The organism is Kineococcus auxinigenes (genome assembly GCF_050871525.1).
Taxonomy (GTDB): domain Bacteria; phylum Actinomycetota; class Actinomycetes; order Actinomycetales; family Kineococcaceae; genus Kineococcus.
The window spans coordinates 1-17,932 of the sequence record NZ_JBKBCT010000079.1; the positions used below are offsets into that span (position 1 = coordinate 1).

The window sequence follows — 17,932 nt, forward strand, 5'->3', positions numbered from 1 at the left end:
CGTGGTGATCTTGCACGGTTGAGCCCTCAAGCGTGCAAGATCACCACGGGAGGGGGCGTCACGACATCGGCAAGACCGCGAAGTCGTCACTCCACGATCTGCAGGGCACGCCCCACGCTCGCCCGGGCGTCCAGGCGCTGGTTGCGCACCCGGGGCGCGGTCGACGTCCGGGCGCGGGGCTGCACCCACCAGGTCGAGCTGCGGCCGCGGTCGATCTGGCGGCTGATCTCCTGAGCCACGCGCGCCTCCTCCGGGTCGGCTGCGTGGCTGCCGCGATCGAGCCGGCGCCGGGCGCCCCACCCGATCACCGCAGCCAGCACCGCGAGGACGGCACCCGTGGCAGCCCACGTCATCGTCGTCCTCCCGGGGAGCTGGGAACAGCACGGTGGTCGGCGCAGGACCTCCTCGAGCGGCGCGAGCGCTCGACGGCAGGCCGATGACTCCTGCGGACCCGCCGGGTCACCAGGTCCACCAGCGAACGATGCGACCGGAGGCCCCTGTGCTCGAGACCACCCCCACCACCGGCGAGGACCTGTGGGCCGCCGTCCACGCCGAGCGCGCCGCGCTGGCCGAGGACCTGGCCGCGCTGGCACCGGCGCAGTGGGCGACGCCCTCGCTGTGCGGGCGCTGGAGCGTCGAGGAGGTCGTCGCCCACCTCAGCGCGGCCGCCGCCACCGGGCGCACCCGCTGGCTGAGGAGCATGGCCGCCGCGCGCTTGGACCCCGACGTGCACAACGACCGGCGCCTGGCCGAGCAGCGCGGCCCCACCCCCGCCGCCACGCTCGAACGCTTCCGCGCGCTGATCACCAGCACCACCGCACCGACCGGGCACACCGCCGCCTGGCTGGGCGAGGTCGTCGTGCACGCCCAGGACGTCCGCCGCCCGCTGGGCCTGACCAGGACCCCGCCGGTGCCGGTGGTCACGGCCGTGGCGAACTTCTACGCCTCCCGCGACTTCGCCGTGGACAGCCGCACCGCCGCCGCGGGCCTGCTGCTGCGCGCCACCGACGGGCCCTTCACCGCCGGCACCGGGCCGCTGGTCAGCGGGACGACGCTGGCGCTGACCATGGCGATCGCGGGACGCCGGGCGTACCTCGACGAGCTGACGGGCCCCGGGGTGAGCGTGCTGAGGGAGCGCTGCCCACGGCCGTGAGGCGGTGAGCGGCGGGCGGCTCGAGCACCCGCACCGGTTCGACGTCCGCGGCGTGGCGCGGTGGGCGCCCCGGTGCCTCACGGCTCTTGAACGCGCTCCAGGAGGATCAGCGGGGTGACGTAGTGCTCGAGCACCCGCCCGCCGAGCTCGTCCACCGCGTCGGCCGCCTGCGCCACCTCGGCCGGGTCCCAGTCGCTGAAGGTGGTGAACAGGTCCCGCACCTGCTCGGTGCGCAGCTCGACCGCCCAGGCGAAGTGCTCGACGTGGCCGGCGCTGAAGTGCCCGCTGCCGGTCAGCCGCTGGACCCACGCCGCGGTGTCCAGCTCCCCGGGGCCGGGCCGCGGCGGCTGCCGGCGCCGGGCCGTGATGCGCGCGACCCGCTCGCGGAAGGGCGTCAGGGGCACGGAGGGGTCGCCGAACGCGGTGCGCCAGACCGCGAAGCAGCCACCGGGCACCTGGGCGCGGTGCACCCTGGGCAGCACCACGCCGAGGTCGAACCAGTGCACCGCGGTGGCCGCGACCGCGAGCTCGAACGCGGCCGCCGGCAACGGCGCGGCCTCCGCGGTCCCCACGAGCACCCCGGCCCGCGGCCAGCGCTGCCGCAACCGCCCGGCCAGGGCGGCACCGGGTTCGACGGCCAGCACCCGGGCACCCGCGTCGATCATCTGCCCGGTGGCCTGCCCGGTCCCGGCACCCAGCTCGAGCACCCGGGTACCGGGTGCCAGCAGGCCCAGTTCGCGCAGCCGCGTCCACAGCTGCGCCGGGTACGGCGGTCTGGCACGTTCGTAGACCTCTGCGTGGGCCTCGAAGTGCCCCGGGTCAGGCACCCGCCGCAGCGTAGGCGGCCCGGGCCCCGGGGGAACAGGGCCGCGGAGGGGGGCGTGGTCCCGCTCGTCCGGGCACCGGTCCGCCCACCGCCTCGAAGAAGTGCGCGAAGAGGTGTGTAACGCCTGGGGGCGGCCGGCGATGTCACCCCTGAGCCCGGGGGGCCGCGCCGCAGTCCGGGGGGACCTGCGGCGCGGAACGGGCTCGCAGGGGGGAACGCGGTGTCGCGTCTGGCGGCGGGGATGGGCCGCCAGGCGCCGCACCGGGTCCCGCCGCACCAGCCGCCGCCGTGACGACACCGGCGCAGCGCTCACCACCACGGGCCGCGCACGAGCCCGCCCGGGGACCTTCAGGACGTGACGGCGGGCGCGGTCCCGGTCAGCAGGGCGGTGGCCCGGCGGCGGTGCAGGTCCTCGGCGGCGCGCAGCTGCCGCTCGGCGCGCTGCGGGAGCTCCCGCACCGCGCGCGCCCACTCGCCGTCCGCGCGGTCACCGGCGGCCTGGACGACCTCGACGGCGTCGGCGAGGACGCGGGCGGAGACCTGGCGCCGGTGCAGCCCGGCGAGCAGGTCCTCCAGCTCCAGCAGGGCCTGCACGGCGTCCTGACGGGTGGACGGGGCGTTGGGGATGCGGTCCAGCACGGGCAGGCGGTGCAGCAGGGGCAGCAGCCGGGTGGCGCGGGTGGAGGCCCAGCCGGCGCCGAGGACCGCCCAGTCGGTGGGTGCGCCGAGGCGGCGCATGGCGGCGCGCACGGTGGCGCGGTCGGCGCCGACCTGCCGGCGCAGGTCGGACAGCACGGCGCGCTCGGCGGCGAGGTCGGGGTCGCGGCAGGCGCGGCGCAGCTGGTCCAGCAGGGTGCCCACCCGGGCGAGCTGCTCGTTGAGGTAGGCGGCCAGCGCGGGGTCGACGGCCGGGCGCGGGGTCCGCAGGCGCATCAGCACCCGGGCGACGCTACGGGGAGGCGGGCGGGCGGTCGAGCCCGGGGCGGGGCGCGGGGACGCGCGTGACCTTCACCCGTCCGGGTGGCTGCGGCCGAACGGGTGGAAGCACTCCAAGGAGTGACGTAGCGTGCCTACGTAACTACTAACAGCTGATGCGGGGGAACGGATGGACGGCGCTCAGGGCGGTCTGCTCATGACCGACGGACCGGCGGTCGACACGACCGTGACGCTCATGCCCACGACCGGCGCCATCGACACCGGGCCCCGCGTGCACACCGGCACCGTCCGGTCCTGGACCGCCGGTGCCGCCGGCCTCGTCGTCACCAGCCACGTCTCGGCCCCGCCCGCCACCGTGGAGGCCCTGGACGGGCAGCGCGTGTGGGTGAGCACCGAGGCCGGCGAGGCGGGTGCCGTGGTGCCGCACGCCGTCTTCCAGGCCGTCGCCCAGGCCCACCGCGCCGACGAGCTCGCCCTGACCGGCGTCATGCTCCTGGCCTCCGAGACCCGCCGCGGCGCCGTGCGCGTGCCCGCCTCGCTGCCCGTGCACCTGACCACCACCGACGGCGTGGCCGACGCCCGCACCGTGGACCTCTCCCGCAGCGGCCTGCGCCTGGAGGCCGACGACCTGCCCGCCGAGAACACCGAGGTGGACATCGCCCTGGAGCTCGAGCGCGGCCTGGAGGTCCACGCGCGCGGCGAGGTCGTGCGCGTCGACGACGACGCCCACGAGGCCGTCGTCCGCTTCGTCGAGCTCGACCAGGACGCCGCCGAGGTCCTCGAGCGCAGCGTCCTGTCGGAGCTGGCGAAGCAGAACCGGGGTTCCTGACCCCCCGCGACGGTGACCGGGCGGCCCCTCCCCCGCCCGGTCGCCCTCGGCGCCACGGGGTGCCCCGCCGGCGGGTTTGGCGGCACGCGCAGGGGGTAGCCCCACGAGTGCGGTGCCGACCGCGCCGCGAGCCGACACAGACCCACCGGAGGGACCCCCGTGCCCAAGCTCCCGCAGCCCGTGAACGACAACACCATCAAGGTCCGCCAGCTCAGCCACTACCAGTTCTCCTGGGTGGCCGGCGAGCCCGGCGAGAACGGCACCTACACCCTGCAGCTCGTCCTCGACGAGGGCGCGTGGGAGGAGGTCCTGACCGTCACGGCCGACGACGCCGACGCGCTGCAGGACCTGCTGGAGAACACGAAGGTCGTCCACTACGACATCGAGCGCCGCACGCTGATGTTCGGGGTCACGCCGACCGGTGAGTGAGCACGGCCGCTGGTGAGGCGGCGACCCGGGGGATCCGCGGGCGTTCTTCCCCAACACTCGAAGCCCCCCGGGCCGCCGTGACCAGTGGACCACGAACCGCAGCCGCGGGCCAACCCGGTGAGCTCCGCCCGGGACCGTGGGGACACCTCCTCAAGGAGGGGCGCTCCCGCGCCGATGCCCCTGCAGTGACCCCCGCGACGCCTCCGGCCCGCTCCGGTGAGCGGGGCGGTTCCACGGGCGAGGCGCAGCGGCTCGCGGCGCTGCACGACTACGGCGTGCTCGACGCCCCCGCGGACGCCGAGCTGGACGACGTCGTGCGCGCCGCGGCGATGCTGGCCGGCGTCCCCCACGCCACGCTCAACCTCATCGACGAGCACCGCCAGTGCCAGCTCACCACCGTCGGGTTCGAGGGCGGCGACTCCGCGCGCAGCGACTCGATGTGCGCGCTGCACTTCACCGACGGCGAGGTCGTGCACGTCCCCGACGCCACCCTCGACGAGCGCTACCGCACCAACCCGTGGGTCGACGGCCGCCTGGCGCGGGTGCGCCTGTACGCCTCAGCCCCCCTGGTGGACCCGCGCGGGCACGCCCTGGGCAGCCTGTGCGTGTTCGACACCGCACCCGGGGAGCTCTCCGCGGCACGGCTGGGCGCGCTGGAAGGGCTGGCGCGCGTCGTGGTGGCCCTGTTCGAGCGCCGCCGCGAGGCCCGGCTCGCCGTGCACTACGCCGAACAGGCACGCCGGCACGCCGAGCAGGCACGGCGCCTCGGCGCCAGCGACGCGGAACTGCGCCTGGTGCTGGCCACGACCGGCGACGCCTTCGTGGCCGTCGGCGAGGACCAGCGCATCACCTCCTGGAACGCCGCCGCGGAGGCGGTGTTCGGGTGGCCGGCCGAGGAGGCCCTGGGCCGGACCCTGGTGGAGACGATCGTGCCGCCGGAGCTGGCCGCCGCCCACGCGGCCGGTTTCGAGCGCTTCGTGCGCACCGGGGTGCGGAACCTCAGCAGCACCGTGGAGGTCCCCGCCCGCCGCCGCGACGGCACCGCGCTGGCCGTGGAGCTGAGCCTCACCCCCGTCGAGGCCGCGGGACGGCGCAAGGTCTACGCCGCGATCCGCGACGTCAGCGAGCGCCGCCGCGCGGAGGCGGCGCTGCGCGAGGCGGAGCAGCGCTTCAGCCTGGCCTTCACCCACGCCCCCACCGGGGTGCTGCTCACCGCCCTGACCGGCGAGGGCGCCGGCCGGTTCCTCAGCGCCAACCCCGCCGCCTGCGCGATGCTCGGCCACAGCGCCGAGGCGCTGCAGGAGCTGACCTCCGCCGACATCACCCACCCCGACGACCTGCCCGCCGCGCAGGAGCGGGTGCGGCAGGTCGTCGAGGGCGCCGTCCCCAGCGCGCACTTCGAGAAGCGGTACGTGCGCGCCGACGGGCGCACGGTGTGGGGTGAGGTGGACATCTCGCTGGTCCACGGCGCCGACGGCGAACCCCTCTACACGATCACCCACGTGCAGGACGTCACCCGCGAGCGCGTGGACCGCCAGCGCCTGGCCGAGTCCGAGCAGCGCTTCCGCACCGCCTTCGGCACCGCTCCCGTCGGCATGATGATCGTGGGGCTCGGCGAGGAGAACGCCGGGCGGATCCTGCAGGTGAACACCACGTTGTGCGAGTTCACCGGCCTGAGCGGCCCCGAACTGCTGGAGCGGGACGTGCACGACCTGGTGCACCCCGACGACCGGGCCGAGGGCCTGCTGGGCTTCGCCCCCTTCCTGCTGGGCGAGCTCGCCCACGGGCAGGTGGAGCAGCGCTACCGCCACACCGACGGCACGACCCGCTGGGGCCTGCTGACGGCCACGGCGATGCCGGCCACCGCCGGAGCGGGCACCGCGGACGCCGAGCCGCAGCTGCTGTGCCTGATCGAGGACGTCACCGCCCGCAAGGCCACCGAGCAGGCGCTGCGCCACCAGGCGCTGCACGACGGCCTCACCGGGCTGCCCAACCGCACCCTGCTGCACGACCGTCTGGAGCACGCCCTGGCCGCGGCCGGGCGCAGCGGGACCGGGGTGGGGGTCCTCTTCTGCGACCTGGACGGTTTCAAGGCCGTCAACGACTCCGCCGGGCACGCCGCCGGCGACGAGCTGCTGCGCGAGGTCGCCGCCCGCTTCGGCGCGTGCCTGCGACCCGGTGACACCCTGGCGCGCATGGGTGGCGACGAGTTCGCCGTCGTCTGCCCCGGCATCACCGGTCCCGCCGACCTGCGGGCCGTCGCCCGGCGGCTGCTGAGCTCGCTGTGCGAGCCGATCGCCCTGGCGGCCGGCACGTTCGCCGTCGGCGTCAGCGTCGGCGCCCACCTGGCCACCCTGAGCGGTGGCGCGTCCGGAGGCGGGAGCGGTGCCTGCAGCGACGTGTGGAAGACCGCCGAGCAGGCGCTGGCCCACGCCGACACCGCGATGTACGAGGCCAAGCGCGCGGGCAAGAACCGCGTCCACACCCACACCCCGTGCCAGCGGGTGACGGCCTAGTCGTCGTCGCGCGAGCCGCCGCTCCAGCCGCGCACCACCAGCCACGCGCCACCGGCGACCGCCGCCCACGCGGGGAACCGCAACCAGCCGGAGCCGTGCAGGAACCCCCCGTCGCTCGCCTGCGGGCCCGGGGCGCCGGCGCGCAGGTTCGCCTCCACCGCGTGCAGGGCGATGCCGGCCACGACCAGCAGGACGCCGACGAGCAGCAGCCCGCCGTTGCGGCGGGCGGGGGCGTCGCGGCGGCGGGGTTCACGATCCACTCCCCGACCCTGCCCGCGAGGACCCCCGCCCGCATCCACCGATCGTCGCCCTCGCGAGCGCCCGCTCAGGCCGGGGTGGAGGCGTCCGCGTACCGCAGCACCGCGCCGATGCCGTCGATCAGGTCGGGGCGCTCGGCGACCAGCTCGATCTCCGCGTCGGAGGCCGCCAGCGCCCGCACGACCGCCGCGTCCGCGCGCACCTCGATCGGGTCGGTGGCGCCCAGCGCCCGCACCTCCTCCGCGGAGCTCCCGATCTCCAGCGGGGACGCACCGACCCAGAGGGTCTTGGAGTCCTCGCCGGGGTTCGGGTCGTCGCGCAGCAGCACGGTGCGCACCTGCCCGCGGCGCAGCGCGTCCACCACGGGGGCCAGGCCCTTCACGGCGCGACCGCCGCGGCCGACCTCCTGCTCGAACTCGTCGACGACGGCGTCGCGGCGGTGGCGGCGGACCTCCTCCAGCGCCTCGGCGACGGCGGCGTTGAAGGACTCCTCCTTCACCCCGGCGTGCCGGCTGCCCCCGGGCACGTCGACGAGCATCTCCAGCACCTGCTTGGCGGCCTTGCTGCGCAGCGCGGCCGCCGCCTTGGTGTCACCGGTCAGCAGCACCACCTCGGGGTGCTGCTCGCGCACGATCGTGTGCAGCTCCTCCGCGACGGCGGCGGCGTTGTGGTCCCAGGAGTCCTGCACGGCGTGCTGGTAGCGCAGGTGCGCCCAGCCGCCGCCGGGGACCTTGTGCAGCAGGTCGTGCCCGGCAGTGACCTCGCGGACCTCCGCGCTGCCGCGGGGGGCGTCGGAACTGGTGACGGTGATGTCCGCGCCGGCGCGGTCCAGCTCCACGAGCACGTAGCGCACGTCGTCGGCCAGGGAGCGCACCAGCGGCATGAGGTTCGCCACCGGGCCGCTCGTGGCCTCGTCCTGGGCGGGCGGGTCGGGCAGCAGGACGTCGATCTCGATGCCGTCCGCGGAGGCGATGAGCGCCCGGCCGACCGGCCCGCCGACCTCGGCCGGCGTGGTGGCGATCCCGTCCAGCGCCACCAGCGCCGGTTCGGGGGCGCCCTGGCCGACGAGCGCGTCGCGGGCGTCCTTCCAGCGCACCTCCATCTCGTGCTCGCCCTTCTCCCGGTTGCGGGAGACGTCGACGTAGACGCAGACGTGCGGGCCGGGATCGGTGGCGACGGGCTTGAGCCAGTCCAGCTTCACGGACGAGTCCTCCTCAGCGAGCTTCGAGCGGACGTGTTCTCCGCTCTTACCCAGCGTGGCGATCGTCAACCCCGCGACACGCCGCCCACGGACCCGGTGTACGTCCAGCGCCCGCCGTCGCGGCGGAACGCGGACACCTCGTGCTGCACGTCGCGCCGGCCGCCGTCGCGGGCGTGGGCCTCGAACTCCACGGTGCCGGTGTCGTCGAAAGGGCCGCCGCCGGTGGTGGCGAGCACGAGCAGGCGCCGCCAGCGCCCGCCGCTGCCGGTCACGTCCAGGTCGGCGGGGCGGGTCGCGGGGTCCCACGTGCGCAGCAGGTACGCGGCGTCCTCGCGGACGAAGGCGGTGTAGCGCGAGCGCATGAGCGCCTCGGCGGTGGGGGCGTGCTCACCGGTGCGCTCGCCGGCGTGGAACCGACCGCAGCAGGCCTCGTACGGCTCGCCCCACCCGCACGGGCAGGGCGCCCGGTCGTCGATCTCGCGCACGAGCCCACCCTCCCACTCCCTCCCGCCCCGGGACCTGGCGGCGCAGCTGCACGGACCGGGCGGCGCCGGGCGGTTCGTCGCGCCGGGGGCGGTCGAAGGTGGTTCGCTGCCGCGATGCGCATCTTCTTCACCGGCGGCAGCGGCAAGGCCGGTCACCACGTCGCGCCGTACCTGGCCTCCCAGGGCCACCAGGTCACCAACGCCGACCTCACCCCGCTGGGCCACCCCGAGGTCACCGACCTCCAGGTCGACCTGACCGACGCCGGCCAGGTCTACTCCGCGATGGCGGGCACGCCCACGATGGCCGACCTGGACGACCCGCACCCTGCGGCGAGCACCGGGTCGGCGTACGACGCCGTCGTCCACTTCGCCGCGATCCCCCGGATCCTCCTGGCCCCGGACGCCACGACGTTCGCGACCAACATCCTGGCCCACTACAACGTGCTGGAAGCCGCGACCCGGCTCGGCATCCGCAAGGTGGTCTTCGCCTCCTCGGAGACGGCCTACGGCGTCTGCTTCGCGCAGGGGGAGCGCAAACCGCTGTACGTGCCCGTCGATGAGGAGCACCCCGTGGTGCCGCAGGACTCCTACGCCATGTCGAAGGTGGCCGGGGAGGTGGTCGCGCGCTCCTTCCAGGCCCGCACCGGCGTAGACGTCTACGGCCTGCGGATCAACAACGTCATCGAGCCCCACGAGTACACCGAGACCTTCCCGGCCTTCCTGGCGGACCCGTCGCTGCGACGGCGCAACTTCTTCGCCTACATCGACGTCCGCGACCTGGGCCAGATGACCCTGCGTGCCTTGGAGACCGACGGTCTCGGCTTCGAGATCTTCAACGTCGCCAACGCCGACACGTCGGTCGCCGCGACCACCCGGGAGATCATCGACACCTTCTACGACGGTGTCGAGGTGCGCCGCGAGGTGGGACGCGACGAGACCCTCTACAGCATCGACAAGGCCCGCGACCTGCTCGGCTACGTCCCCCAGCACTCGTGGCGCGACGTGCTGGACGACCCCCGTGGCGCGGTGTGAGCGTCGGTCCCAGGGAACGAGCGCTGCCGTGCCCGTCGTGGGAGCGCGTCGGTTCGCGGACGCCCGCCTGCGGGGTCGGGGTCTTCAGTGGCGGGTGCTCAGCAGGTGGGTGAGCAGGTCCTCGCCGTCGCGGGCAGCGGAGAAGAGGTGGCCCTGGGCCGTGCGCACGCCCAGGGTGGTCAGGACCTGGGCCTGCTCGCGGGTCTCGACGCCTTCGGCGATCAGCTCGCAGTCCAATTGCTGCGCCAGGTGCACCAGCGCGCCCGTCAGCAGGTCATCGCGTTCGCGGCGGCCCAGCGCTGCGACGAAGCACCGGTCGATCTTGACGATGTCGGGGTGGAAGCGCTGCAGGTAGCCGAAGGTGGCGTAGCCGGTGCCGAAGTCGTCCAGGGCCAGTCGCACGCCGTGGGCGCGGATGCGCTGCAGGGCGGTGTCCACCCCGGTGCTGGAGCCGGCCAGTGCCGTCTCCGTCAGTTCCAGCACCAGAGCCTGAGCGGGTAGACCGGAGACCAGCAGGGCTCGGGTGATCACTTCGGTGATGTCGGGCTGGCTGAGCTGGCGGGCGGAGACGTTGACGGCCACGTGCAGGTGCGCTGCGGCGGGCACCTGCTCGCGCCATCGGGCCACCTGCGTGCACGCGCTCTCCAGGACCTGCCGGCCCAGCGGGACGATCAGGGCGCTGGCCTCGGCCAGCGGCAGGAACGCCGCCGGCGGCAGCAGGCCGCGTTCGGGGTGCTGCCAGCGCACCAGGGCCTCCACGCCGGCCCAGCGCCCGGAGGGCAGCTCGACCACCGGCTGGTAGTGCACCACCATCTGATCGGCGTCGATGCCGGCGCGCAGGCGGTGGCTCTCGGTGCGCACCTGCCGCGAGTCCAGGCCCGCGGTGGCATCGGCGCGGCGCAGCTCCAGCAGCTCAGCGACCGCACCGGCCAGGTCGACCAGCAGCTCCAGCGCGTGCTGCTCGAAGTGGCGCACCCGGCGGTCGATCACGCACAGCGCGCCCAGGGCCAGCCCGTCGCGGCCGATGATCGGGGCGCCGGCGTAGGCACGCACGTGCAGCGGCCCGCTGACCGCCGCGATGTCGGCGAAACGGGCATCGGCCGAGGCGTCGGGCACCTCGAGCACGTCGTGGCCGACGACCACGTGGGGGCAGAAAGCCATCTCCACCGGAACTTGGCGCACACCGGTGCGCCGGCCCCGCGTGTTCAGCGCACCGGCGATGGACGAGAACCACACCCGGTCCTCGTCGACCAGGGTGATCAGCGCCAACGGCGTGTCCAGTGCGCGGGCCGCCGCCACGCTGGACGAGCGGCAGTACGCCGGCGGTTTCGGGCCCTGCCTGGACGCTGCGCAGTCCGGGCAGGTCGTGCGCGTGGACGACACCGCCGCCGACGCGGTCTACCCCGACTTCGCCGCGATCGCCGCCCGCCAGGGGGTGCGCAGCGTCGTCCCGGTCGGGATGCCGATGCCGCAGCGGATCCTGGGCGGCATCAACGTCTACCGCTTCGACGACGACGTGCTGGACGAGGAGGCGGTGCAGCTGCTGCAGGTCTTCGCCTCCTACGCCGCCATCGCGCTGGCCAACCACTCCCTGTACGCCTCGGCGATCTCCCTGAGCGCGAACCTGCAGACCGCGATGCAGTCGCGGGCGGTGATCGAGCAGGCCAAGGGCGTGCTGGTCGCGAGCTTGCACTGCACCCCCGAAGAGGCGTTCACGCACATGGTCAAGCAGTCCCAGCACGCCAACCGCAAGCTGCGCGAGATCGCCACCGACATCGTCCAGCGCGCCGGCCGAGCCTGACACCACCGGCGCAGACAGCGCGTTCCCAGGCCCTGTCCTGCGGATCACGGCGGTGGCACACGGCCGTGATCGCGCGTGGATCACGGCATGTGCGGGCGTGGCGGCAGAGACCACGACGCCGACCTGTGCCGCCCTGCCGCGCCCGACGACACGCGGGCACCACGACCAACCAACCACGGCTGCGTCATCAGAGCCGAGCTCAGCGGTACGTGCGCTATTGTCGCGTTCCTGGAGTCGTTGCGGTTGGCCTTCTCGAGGACCTCTTCAGCGGTCTTTGCCCCACACGGTGGTTGGGCTCGGCCGTTCAAGCCGGTGACGAACTGCCGGATCTCGGGGTCGAGGTCCTCGACGCAATCGAAGTTGACATTTCGGCAGGATGGAACGAAACCCTTGAAAGCGATCGAGAGGGAGACGCGGCCATGACGACGACAGCCGACCACGACGCCTACATCGCCGCGGCACCCGAGCCCTTCCAACCCTCGCTGAACCGGTTGCGCGCGGTACTGGCCCGCGCCTTGCCGCAAGCGGAGGAGATCGTGGCTTACAACATGCCGGGGTTCAGGATCGACGGCACGGTCGTCGCGAGTTATGCGGCGTTCAGCAAGCAGTGCGGGCTCTACCTTCTTCCAAGCGCCATCTCCGAACACGCTGAAGAAATCGAGGCTGCCGGCCTGAAGGCGACCAAGACCGGCATCACCTTCTCACCGCACAAACCGATCCCGGACGACCTCGTCGAACGGCTGGCGCAGGCATCGCGAAACGACGCCAGGGCCTGAGGCGCAACTCCAGCACGCCGGCGAGCCCACGCTGTCATCGGACGGCAGGGCGGTAGACGGACTCCGGCGCACTCGGCGTGAGAGCCGTAGTCGTCGGAGGTGGAGAAGACGTCCCGGATCCAGACGGCGGTCGCGTCAGTTCCTCCCCTGCGTTGACGGTCACGGTCGGCCGGCGGGGGCCATCCTCGTCCCGTCCCAACGTCCGTGTCGATCCCGTTCAAGCGAATCGGGGCGGATGCGCCGCGATCGTCGGCCGCCATCGCGCTGTTCAATGAGCACGTGCCTCGATCCCGCTCCCCGCTGCGCCGCGGACCGGGACCAGCGACGCACGCGCATCGACATGAGCGGTAGTTCGAGGTGGCTGCCGTGCCCGTAGATGAAGGACGTTATCTGCAGGTTGAGGGTCAGTGAGTATCTGTCAGTAGCGGTTGACGCTACCGATAAAGGCTCAGCAGTTGCTCGCGCCGCTACTGATAAACCCCCCAGTACAGCGAGCACTGAATCATCAATAGCGTTCAACAGTCCATACCGGAGGTCTCGTCGTGTTCCATCCTCCCCCGAAACAGGGGCGATGTACAGCGTCCAGGGCCACGGCCGCCGCTCTAGCGCCCAGGCGCCAGGCCGGGACAGGATCACGCACCTTCATCCGCAGGTCGCAGCAGACATACCCGCTCTCGTCGCGGTCAAAGCCAGCATCCAGCAGCAGTGCGCGCTCATGGCGGCTGAGCTCATGAGGTACCAGGGTGCTTGCTATGACAGCGACCCAGTCGAGGCCGGACTCCACGAGGACCCAGGTGCCCTCACCAGGCCAGGGCATCACCCCGAACACCGTGTTGCTGCCTTCGCCCGCCGTGTCCGCCGCCTCAAAGGCGCTGATGAGCAGGGGAGCCACGGATTGGTAACAGGTTAATGCGTCGGCGGACATGGCTGACTTGCGTAGCGGCTTCGGCTTGCCGGCCCGAGGACTCGCTGTCCGCAGATCCCACCAGGGTCCGCGCTCACCCGGGTAAGGCATCGAGGAAGTCTTCGGCACATCACGTCATCGGCATGTTGGGTACATAGGTGAAGCCCGCGACTGTCGCAGCGTGGGGCTGCAGAACCGCTCTCTGCTCTCAGTTCCAAGGCGAGCCGGCGGATCAGTGCAGCCGCTACGCCCATGTCGATCACCGAAGGAGCGCCAAGTCGCCGCAGAGGTCAGAACAGCTCTGCCAGCACCCAACACCCTAGTGACAAAGCCTCAGTGGACCTGCATCTGCGCTGGCGCGCCGACGGCCGTGGCTCTTCTCGAGCCACGGCCGTCGATGTGGGGTGCTTCGCATTTACCCGCCTACGTGTTCGGTCCCGTGGGCAGGTCTTGTCCGGGGCAGGTGTCCAGGACGCCGGCGATGGCATTCTTCTCTGCAGCGGTGACCCAAGCCCGGTACTTGGTCTTCACCGCCACCTGCCGGGCCACGTAGTCGCAGCGGTAGGCGCGGTTCGGCGGCAGCCAGGTGGCCGCGTCGCCGTCGCCCTTCTGCGCGTTCAGCGGCCCGGTCACGGCCAGCAGGTTCAGCGGGTCGTTGGCGAAGCGCAGCCGCGTCGCCGCGTCCCAGCCCTGCGCGCCCTTCTGCCAGGCGTCGGAGAGGGCCACGACGTGGTCGATCTGCACGTCATCGCTGGTGCCCACCCCGCGGGTGAAGGCGATCGAGCGCCCGGAGTACGGATCTGCCAGCGTGCCGGACAGCACGGTGCACCCGCCGGCGGCCAGCACGGTCGCGCTCAGGTCCCGGTGCAGGACGTCGTTGCGGGTGTCGCACCCGTTGGTGTCCACGTCCGCCCACGCGGTTCCGAACAGGTTCCGCTCGTAGCCGGTGCGCGGTGCTCGGCCCTTGACCTCCAGGGTGTCCAGCACAGCTCGCGCCTCACCTCTTCAAGTACCGGCGTAGGAGACGACCGCGCCACCGGCGGGGGTCCAGGTGATGGAGCCGCCGGCGAAGTCGCTGCGCCGCCCGCCGGGCACGTCGTACTCGTCGGAGGTGGGGTAGCCCAGCCGGCCGGTCTCCCAGCCCTGGGCAGCCCACGCCTCCCGGATGGCTCCGCGCACCACGTGTGCGCCGGTGGTCGGGGACCAGTAGATCGAGCCGCCCTGGAAGTGGTTGAAGGCGCCGCCGCGGATGGGGGTCTCGCTGGTGGTGGGATAGCCCAGCACCCCGTTCTCCCAGCCGGTGGCGCCCCACTCGTCGAAGATCAGCCCGCGCACGGCGTGGGCTCCGGTGGCCGGGGACCAGTAGACGGAGCCGCCCTGGAAGTGGTTGAAGGCCCCGCCGCGGAGGGCGTTCTCACCGGTGGTGGGCAGGCGCAGCCAGGAGGTTTCCCAGCCCATGTCCGCCCAGCGGCCCTTGATGGCTCCGCGCACGTCCTGCGCGCCGGTGGACTGCGACCAGTAGATCGAGCCGTTGGTGAAGTGGGTGTAGTGGGCCGCACCGTTGGGGGTGATCAGCTCGCACGTCACCGAAGGCCCCAGCGGTCCGCGGGCCCCGCCCAGGAAGAACCAGCGGGCCTCGATCGCCCCGCGCACGCACTGCTCCCCGGGCGGCGGAGGCGGCGGGGCCGGGGTGGAGGGACGGTGCGGCAGGGACTCGCAGGCGATGCCGTTCTCCGGGTTGCCGTCGAGGTTGTCCGGGTCGCCGGGGTGGCGGTTGAGGTGGTCTTGCGCGTCCTCCTGGTAGGTGAAGGCCGAGCAGTTCACGTCCCCGATGTGATCGGCCCAGGCCGGAGTCCCGCTCAGAGCCCCGATGCTCACCGCTGCCAGTGCCGCGGCGGCACCGCGCCGCGCCCACGTCCGCACTCCCATGTCTTCCCCCTGTGTGCCGGGAGCCACTTCGCTCCGTTGCCTCAAGCTAACGGAGTCCCCAGCGAGCACGGGGCTGCTTCACAGCACCGCCGGCGTGGCGGCTGCACCCGCACCGGCGCGGATCAGGCGGGGCGGCGCCGGGGACGGGGCGCTCGACCTGGTCGGTCGGGCCCTGGACCGACCCTCGGGATCGACACCGCAAGTACTGTTCTGGTGCTGGCTGATCGGCAGTAATCGACCCTCTGGTGCTGTCAGGGGTGTTTGCGAGGCTGCGGCTCAGCGCTCGAGTGAGGTTGGGCCGGGTCGGGTGCTCACCGCTCCTGTGCGGTGTTCTTGCTCACCTCTCCTTGCCGTGGCTAGCGCGGTGGGCGCTGACGGCGTCCATGTTGTCCTGGGCCCACGCGCGCAGGTGGCTGACCACCTGATGCAGCGACGCGCCAAGGTCGGTGAGCTCGTAGGTGACCGTCACCGGCACCGTCGGGGCCACGCTGCGCGTCACCAGGCCGTCGGCCTCCAGGGAGCGCAGCGTCTGGGTCAGCATCTTCTGGCTGACGCCCACCAGCAGCCGGGACAGCTGGGAGTAGCGCAGCACCCGGGGCTCGGCCGGTGCGTCATCGCCGCCCGCGGGTGCGGCCTCCCCAGCCAGGGCGCACAGGATCAGGGTGACCCACTTGTCCGAGATCCGGTCCAGCAGCTGCCGGCTCGGGCAGACCGCGAGGAAGGCGTTGTACTGCTGCGCGGACGTGCGCGTGGTCTGCGTCGTCAGCTGCGTCGTCGACTTCCCGACCCGGGCGGTCGAGGGGGGCGGTGTTGTCGCGGTCATGGTGTCCTCCAGACTCCGATGGTGCGTAACGCACCTCAAAGTGCCTACTTCCCGATGGAGAGTACGGGTGTCAGTCTCGTCCACGCCGCACTTGCGGCGCCAGTACCGCGACCTGCGGTCATCGAGACGAACACCTGGTCCGATGCGACCGACGACGGGAAAGGCCCTCACCGTGAGCACCACCGCCACCAACGACAGCACCAGCTTCACCCCGGGCGCCCTGCCCGGCGGCACCTGGAGGCTGGGCGACCGCGAGGTCACCCGCTTCGGCTACGGCGCGATGCAGCTGGCCGGACCTGGGGTCATGGGCCCCCCGGCCGACCGCGACGGCGCCCTGGCCGTCCTGCGCGCCGCCGTGCAGGCCGGCATCACCCACATCGACACCTCCGACGCCTACGGCCCCCGCGTCACCAACGAGCTGATCCGCCAGGCCCTGCACCCCTACCCGCGCTCGTTGTTCATCGCCACCAAGGTCGGCGCGAACCGCGACGCCCAGGGCGGCTGGCCCACCGCCCGCCGGCCCGAGGACCTGCGCCGGCAGGTCCGGGAGAACCTGCAGGCCTTGGGCGTGGACACCCTGGACCTGGTGAACATGCGCATGGGTGACGCCAACGGGCCGCAGGACGGCTCGATCGCCGAAGCCTTCGAGACCCTCGCCCAGCTGCAGCAGGACCGCCTGATCGCTCACCTGGGCGTCAGCAACGTCACCGCCGAGCAGGTCGCCGAGGCCCGATCCATCGCCCCGATCGTGTGCGTGCAGAACATGTACAACCTCGCCGTCCGTCACGACGACGACCTGCTCGACGACCTGGCCCGCGATTCCATCGCCTACGTCCCCTTCTTCCCCCTGGGCGGGTTTACCCCACTGCAGTCGAAGGCGCTGTCGGCCGTGGCGCAGCGGCTGTCGGCCACGCCGATGGCGGTGGCGTTGAGCTGGCTGCTGCAGCGTTCGCCGAACGTGCTGCTGATCCCGGGCACGAAGTCGCTGACGCACCTGCGCGAGAACATCGCCGGCGCCGCCATCGCCCTGTCCGAGCAGGACCTGGCCGAGCTGGACACCATCGGACGCTGAAGCGCCCGGACGGTCGGAGGTGAAGGGATGTCCGGTCCTCCACCTCTCGTCGGCACTTCGGCCAGCAGTCGACCGAACACCGCCGCATCGCCCGGTACGGCGTGGCGCGGGAGACGCCTACGGCCGCGGCCACCTCGGCGGCGGAGCGTCCGGCGGCCAGCAGGCTCTAGGCGGCGGTCAGCTTCGCCGGGGTCATCAGCGCCGGGCGCCCACCGCGCCGGCCGCGGGCCACCGCTGCCTCCAGACCTGCGGCGGTGCGCTCTTTCAAGAGGTCGCGCTCGAACTCGCCCAGCGCGCCGAAGAGGTGCAGGACCAGGCGCCCGGTGGCGGTGGTGGTGTCGATGGGCTCCGTCAGGGAGCGGAAGCCCACTCCCCTGCCGTCCAGCTCGTCGATGAGCTGCAGGAGGTGGCGAAGGGAGCGGGCCAGGCGGTCCAGGCGCCAGACGGCCAGCACGTCCCCGGGACCCAAACGGGCCAGGACGTCGTCCAGGGCCGGGCGGGCCGCCAGGGCGCCGGAGGCGGTGTCGGTCCAGGTGCGTTAGCAGCCCGCTGCCGCGAAGGCGTCGTGCTGCAGGGCGGGGTCCTGCGCGGTGGTCGAGACGCGGGCGTAGCCCAGCAGGTGACCGGGCCGCTGGCCGGTGTGTGAGCCGGTCGGACGGGTGGGTGTTGAGGCGGGTCGGTGGGCGGGTGCGGTGGCGGATGCGAGGGGGGACACGAGCGGGACCGTCTCAGAAAGCACCGACCGGGCGCTGGTGAGACGGACGTTCCGGACACGGATTGTGAGACGGCGTGTCGCGGCCCCGGAGCCCCTGCCCCGGGATGTCTCGAAAACGGTGGCGGTCTCAAGGGGTCAATGCACCACCTCGTCGAGCACTTCTGAGGGTGTCTTCCATCCCAGGGTCTGTCGAGGTCTGCCGTTGAGGCGGGCGGCGATCTCATCGAGATCTGCTTGGCTGAAGGTG

General features: G+C 73.0%; 19 protein-coding genes and 2 pseudogenes. 8 read left to right on the forward strand and 13 right to left on the reverse strand.

The annotated features are described in order from the left end of the window. Window positions 1–86: 86 nt before the first annotated feature. Complete coding sequence (locus ACRYR9_RS16845) at window positions 87–353, reverse strand: hypothetical protein (protein WP_432497960.1); 267 nt, start codon at window positions 351–353, stop codon at window positions 87–89. Window positions 354–481: 128 nt separating this feature from the next. Between ACRYR9_RS16845 and ACRYR9_RS16850 the strand changes: the two genes are divergently transcribed. After that, window positions 482–1,153, forward strand: coding sequence for a maleylpyruvate isomerase family mycothiol-dependent enzyme (locus ACRYR9_RS16850; protein WP_432497957.1), 672 nt, complete (start codon window positions 482–484; stop codon window positions 1,151–1,153). Between the two features lie 77 nt (window positions 1,154–1,230). Here the strand turns inward: ACRYR9_RS16850 and ACRYR9_RS16855 are convergent, their stop codons facing one another. After that, window positions 1,231–1,980, reverse strand: coding sequence for a class I SAM-dependent methyltransferase (locus tag ACRYR9_RS16855; RefSeq protein WP_432497955.1), 750 nt, complete (start codon window positions 1,978–1,980; stop codon window positions 1,231–1,233). A 347-nt stretch (window positions 1,981–2,327) separates the two neighbouring features. Beyond that, window positions 2,328–2,918 (reverse strand): hypothetical protein, encoded by a 591-nt coding sequence (locus tag ACRYR9_RS16860; RefSeq protein WP_432497953.1) that lies wholly within the window; start codon window positions 2,916–2,918, stop codon window positions 2,328–2,330. Between the two features lie 166 nt (window positions 2,919–3,084). Between ACRYR9_RS16860 and ACRYR9_RS16865 the strand changes: the two genes are divergently transcribed. The 3 genes from ACRYR9_RS16865 to ACRYR9_RS16875 all read left to right on the forward strand — a co-directional run bounded on the left by ACRYR9_RS16865 (window position 3,085) and on the right by ACRYR9_RS16875 (window position 6,689). After that, complete coding sequence (locus ACRYR9_RS16865; protein ID WP_432497950.1) at window positions 3,085–3,744, forward strand: PilZ domain-containing protein; 660 nt, start codon at window positions 3,085–3,087, stop codon at window positions 3,742–3,744. Between the two features lie 159 nt (window positions 3,745–3,903). After that, window positions 3,904–4,173 (forward strand): hypothetical protein, encoded by a 270-nt coding sequence (locus ACRYR9_RS16870; RefSeq protein WP_432497947.1) that lies wholly within the window; start codon window positions 3,904–3,906, stop codon window positions 4,171–4,173. Window positions 4,174–4,358: 185 nt separating this feature from the next. Then, window positions 4,359–6,689: a sensor domain-containing diguanylate cyclase gene (locus ACRYR9_RS16875; protein ID WP_432497944.1), complete on the forward strand. Its 2,331-nt coding sequence runs from the start codon at window positions 4,359–4,361 to the stop codon at window positions 6,687–6,689. Here the strand turns inward: ACRYR9_RS16875 and ACRYR9_RS16880 are convergent. The 3 genes from ACRYR9_RS16880 to ACRYR9_RS16890 all read right to left on the reverse strand — a co-directional run bounded on the left by ACRYR9_RS16880 (window position 6,686) and on the right by ACRYR9_RS16890 (window position 8,633). After that, on the reverse strand, window positions 6,686–6,949 hold the full coding sequence (locus tag ACRYR9_RS16880; protein ID WP_432497942.1) for a hypothetical protein: 264 nt from the start codon (window positions 6,947–6,949) through the stop codon (window positions 6,686–6,688). The genes ACRYR9_RS16875 and ACRYR9_RS16880 overlap by 4 nt on opposite strands. Before the next feature lie 65 nt (window positions 6,950–7,014). After that, a complete protein-coding gene (locus ACRYR9_RS16885; RefSeq protein ID WP_432497939.1) occupies window positions 7,015–8,148 on the reverse strand; it encodes a baeRF2 domain-containing protein in 1,134 nt (377 codons plus the stop codon). 65 nt (window positions 8,149–8,213) lie between these two features. After that, window positions 8,214–8,633: a YchJ family protein gene (locus ACRYR9_RS16890; protein ID WP_432497937.1), complete on the reverse strand. Its 420-nt coding sequence runs from the start codon at window positions 8,631–8,633 to the stop codon at window positions 8,214–8,216. A gap of 114 nt (window positions 8,634–8,747) precedes the next feature. Between ACRYR9_RS16890 and ACRYR9_RS16895 the strand changes: the two genes are divergently transcribed. After that, complete coding sequence (locus tag ACRYR9_RS16895) at window positions 8,748–9,665, forward strand: NAD-dependent epimerase/dehydratase family protein (RefSeq protein WP_432497935.1); 918 nt, start codon at window positions 8,748–8,750, stop codon at window positions 9,663–9,665. Window positions 9,666–9,749: 84 nt separating this feature from the next. Here the strand turns inward: ACRYR9_RS16895 and ACRYR9_RS16900 are convergent, their stop codons facing one another. After that, complete coding sequence (locus ACRYR9_RS16900; protein ID WP_432497932.1) at window positions 9,750–10,934, reverse strand: sensor domain-containing phosphodiesterase; 1,185 nt, start codon at window positions 10,932–10,934, stop codon at window positions 9,750–9,752. A gap of 4 nt (window positions 10,935–10,938) precedes the next feature. Between ACRYR9_RS16900 and ACRYR9_RS16905 the strand changes: the two genes are divergently transcribed. Further along, complete coding sequence (locus ACRYR9_RS16905) at window positions 10,939–11,466, forward strand: ANTAR domain-containing protein (protein ID WP_432497930.1); 528 nt, start codon at window positions 10,939–10,941, stop codon at window positions 11,464–11,466. 419 nt (window positions 11,467–11,885) lie between these two features. After that, window positions 11,886–12,242, forward strand: coding sequence for an iron chaperone (locus tag ACRYR9_RS16910; protein WP_432497963.1), 357 nt, complete (start codon window positions 11,886–11,888; stop codon window positions 12,240–12,242). Between the two features lie 505 nt (window positions 12,243–12,747). Here the strand turns inward: ACRYR9_RS16910 and ACRYR9_RS16915 are convergent. The 4 genes from ACRYR9_RS16915 to ACRYR9_RS16930 all read right to left on the reverse strand — a co-directional run bounded on the left by ACRYR9_RS16915 (window position 12,748) and on the right by ACRYR9_RS16930 (window position 15,898). After that, window positions 12,748–13,167: a hypothetical protein gene (locus ACRYR9_RS16915; protein ID WP_432497928.1), complete on the reverse strand. Its 420-nt coding sequence runs from the start codon at window positions 13,165–13,167 to the stop codon at window positions 12,748–12,750. A gap of 402 nt (window positions 13,168–13,569) precedes the next feature. Beyond that, on the reverse strand, window positions 13,570–14,133 hold the full coding sequence (locus tag ACRYR9_RS16920) for an HNH endonuclease family protein (RefSeq protein ID WP_432497925.1): 564 nt from the start codon (window positions 14,131–14,133) through the stop codon (window positions 13,570–13,572). Window positions 14,134–14,151: 18 nt separating this feature from the next. Further along, window positions 14,152–15,075, reverse strand: coding sequence for an LGFP repeat-containing protein (locus tag ACRYR9_RS16925; RefSeq protein WP_432497922.1), 924 nt, complete (start codon window positions 15,073–15,075; stop codon window positions 14,152–14,154). 337 nt (window positions 15,076–15,412) lie between these two features. Continuing rightward, window positions 15,413–15,898 carry a winged helix-turn-helix transcriptional regulator gene (locus ACRYR9_RS16930; protein WP_432497920.1) on the reverse strand — a complete coding sequence of 162 codons (486 nt, stop codon included), beginning with the start codon at window positions 15,896–15,898 and terminating at the stop codon, window positions 15,413–15,415. A gap of 142 nt (window positions 15,899–16,040) precedes the next feature. On the opposite strand from ACRYR9_RS16930, the gene ACRYR9_RS16935 reads away from it, so the two are divergent. Then, window positions 16,041–16,970: an oxidoreductase gene (locus ACRYR9_RS16935; protein WP_432497918.1), complete on the forward strand. Its 930-nt coding sequence runs from the start codon at window positions 16,041–16,043 to the stop codon at window positions 16,968–16,970. Window positions 16,971–17,052: 82 nt separating this feature from the next. Here ACRYR9_RS16935 and ACRYR9_RS16940 read toward each other — a convergent pair. Further along, a pseudogene (locus tag ACRYR9_RS16940) lies at window positions 17,053–17,589 on the reverse strand (recombinase family protein); the annotation flags it as partial. Window positions 17,590–17,820: 231 nt separating this feature from the next. Further along, window positions 17,821–17,932, reverse strand: a pseudogene (locus ACRYR9_RS16945) (IS30 family transposase); the annotation flags it as partial.

Bases quoted from the DNA above. Each gene is read 5' to 3' on its own strand.
- ACRYR9_RS16850 (WP_432497957.1), top strand. From the start codon at position 482: ATGCGACCGGAGGCCCCTGTGCTCGAGACCACCCCCACCACCGGCGAG.
- ACRYR9_RS16935 (WP_432497918.1), top strand. From the start codon at position 16,041: ATGCGACCGACGACGGGAAAGGCCCTCACCGTGAGCACCACCGCCACC.
- ACRYR9_RS16910 (WP_432497963.1), top strand. From the start codon at position 11,886: ATGACGACGACAGCCGACCACGACGCCTACATCGCCGCGGCACCCGAG.
- ACRYR9_RS16845 (WP_432497960.1), bottom strand. From the start codon at position 353: ATGACGTGGGCTGCCACGGGTGCCGTCCTCGCGGTGCTGGCTGCGGTG.
- ACRYR9_RS16895 (WP_432497935.1), top strand. From the start codon at position 8,748: ATGCGCATCTTCTTCACCGGCGGCAGCGGCAAGGCCGGTCACCACGTC.
- ACRYR9_RS16915 (WP_432497928.1), bottom strand. From the start codon at position 13,167: ATGTCCGCCGACGCATTAACCTGTTACCAATCCGTGGCTCCCCTGCTC.
- ACRYR9_RS16865 (WP_432497950.1), top strand. From the start codon at position 3,085: ATGGACGGCGCTCAGGGCGGTCTGCTCATGACCGACGGACCGGCGGTC.
- ACRYR9_RS16925 (WP_432497922.1), bottom strand. From the start codon at position 15,075: ATGGGAGTGCGGACGTGGGCGCGGCGCGGTGCCGCCGCGGCACTGGCA.
- ACRYR9_RS16930 (WP_432497920.1), bottom strand. From the start codon at position 15,898: ATGACCGCGACAACACCGCCCCCCTCGACCGCCCGGGTCGGGAAGTCG.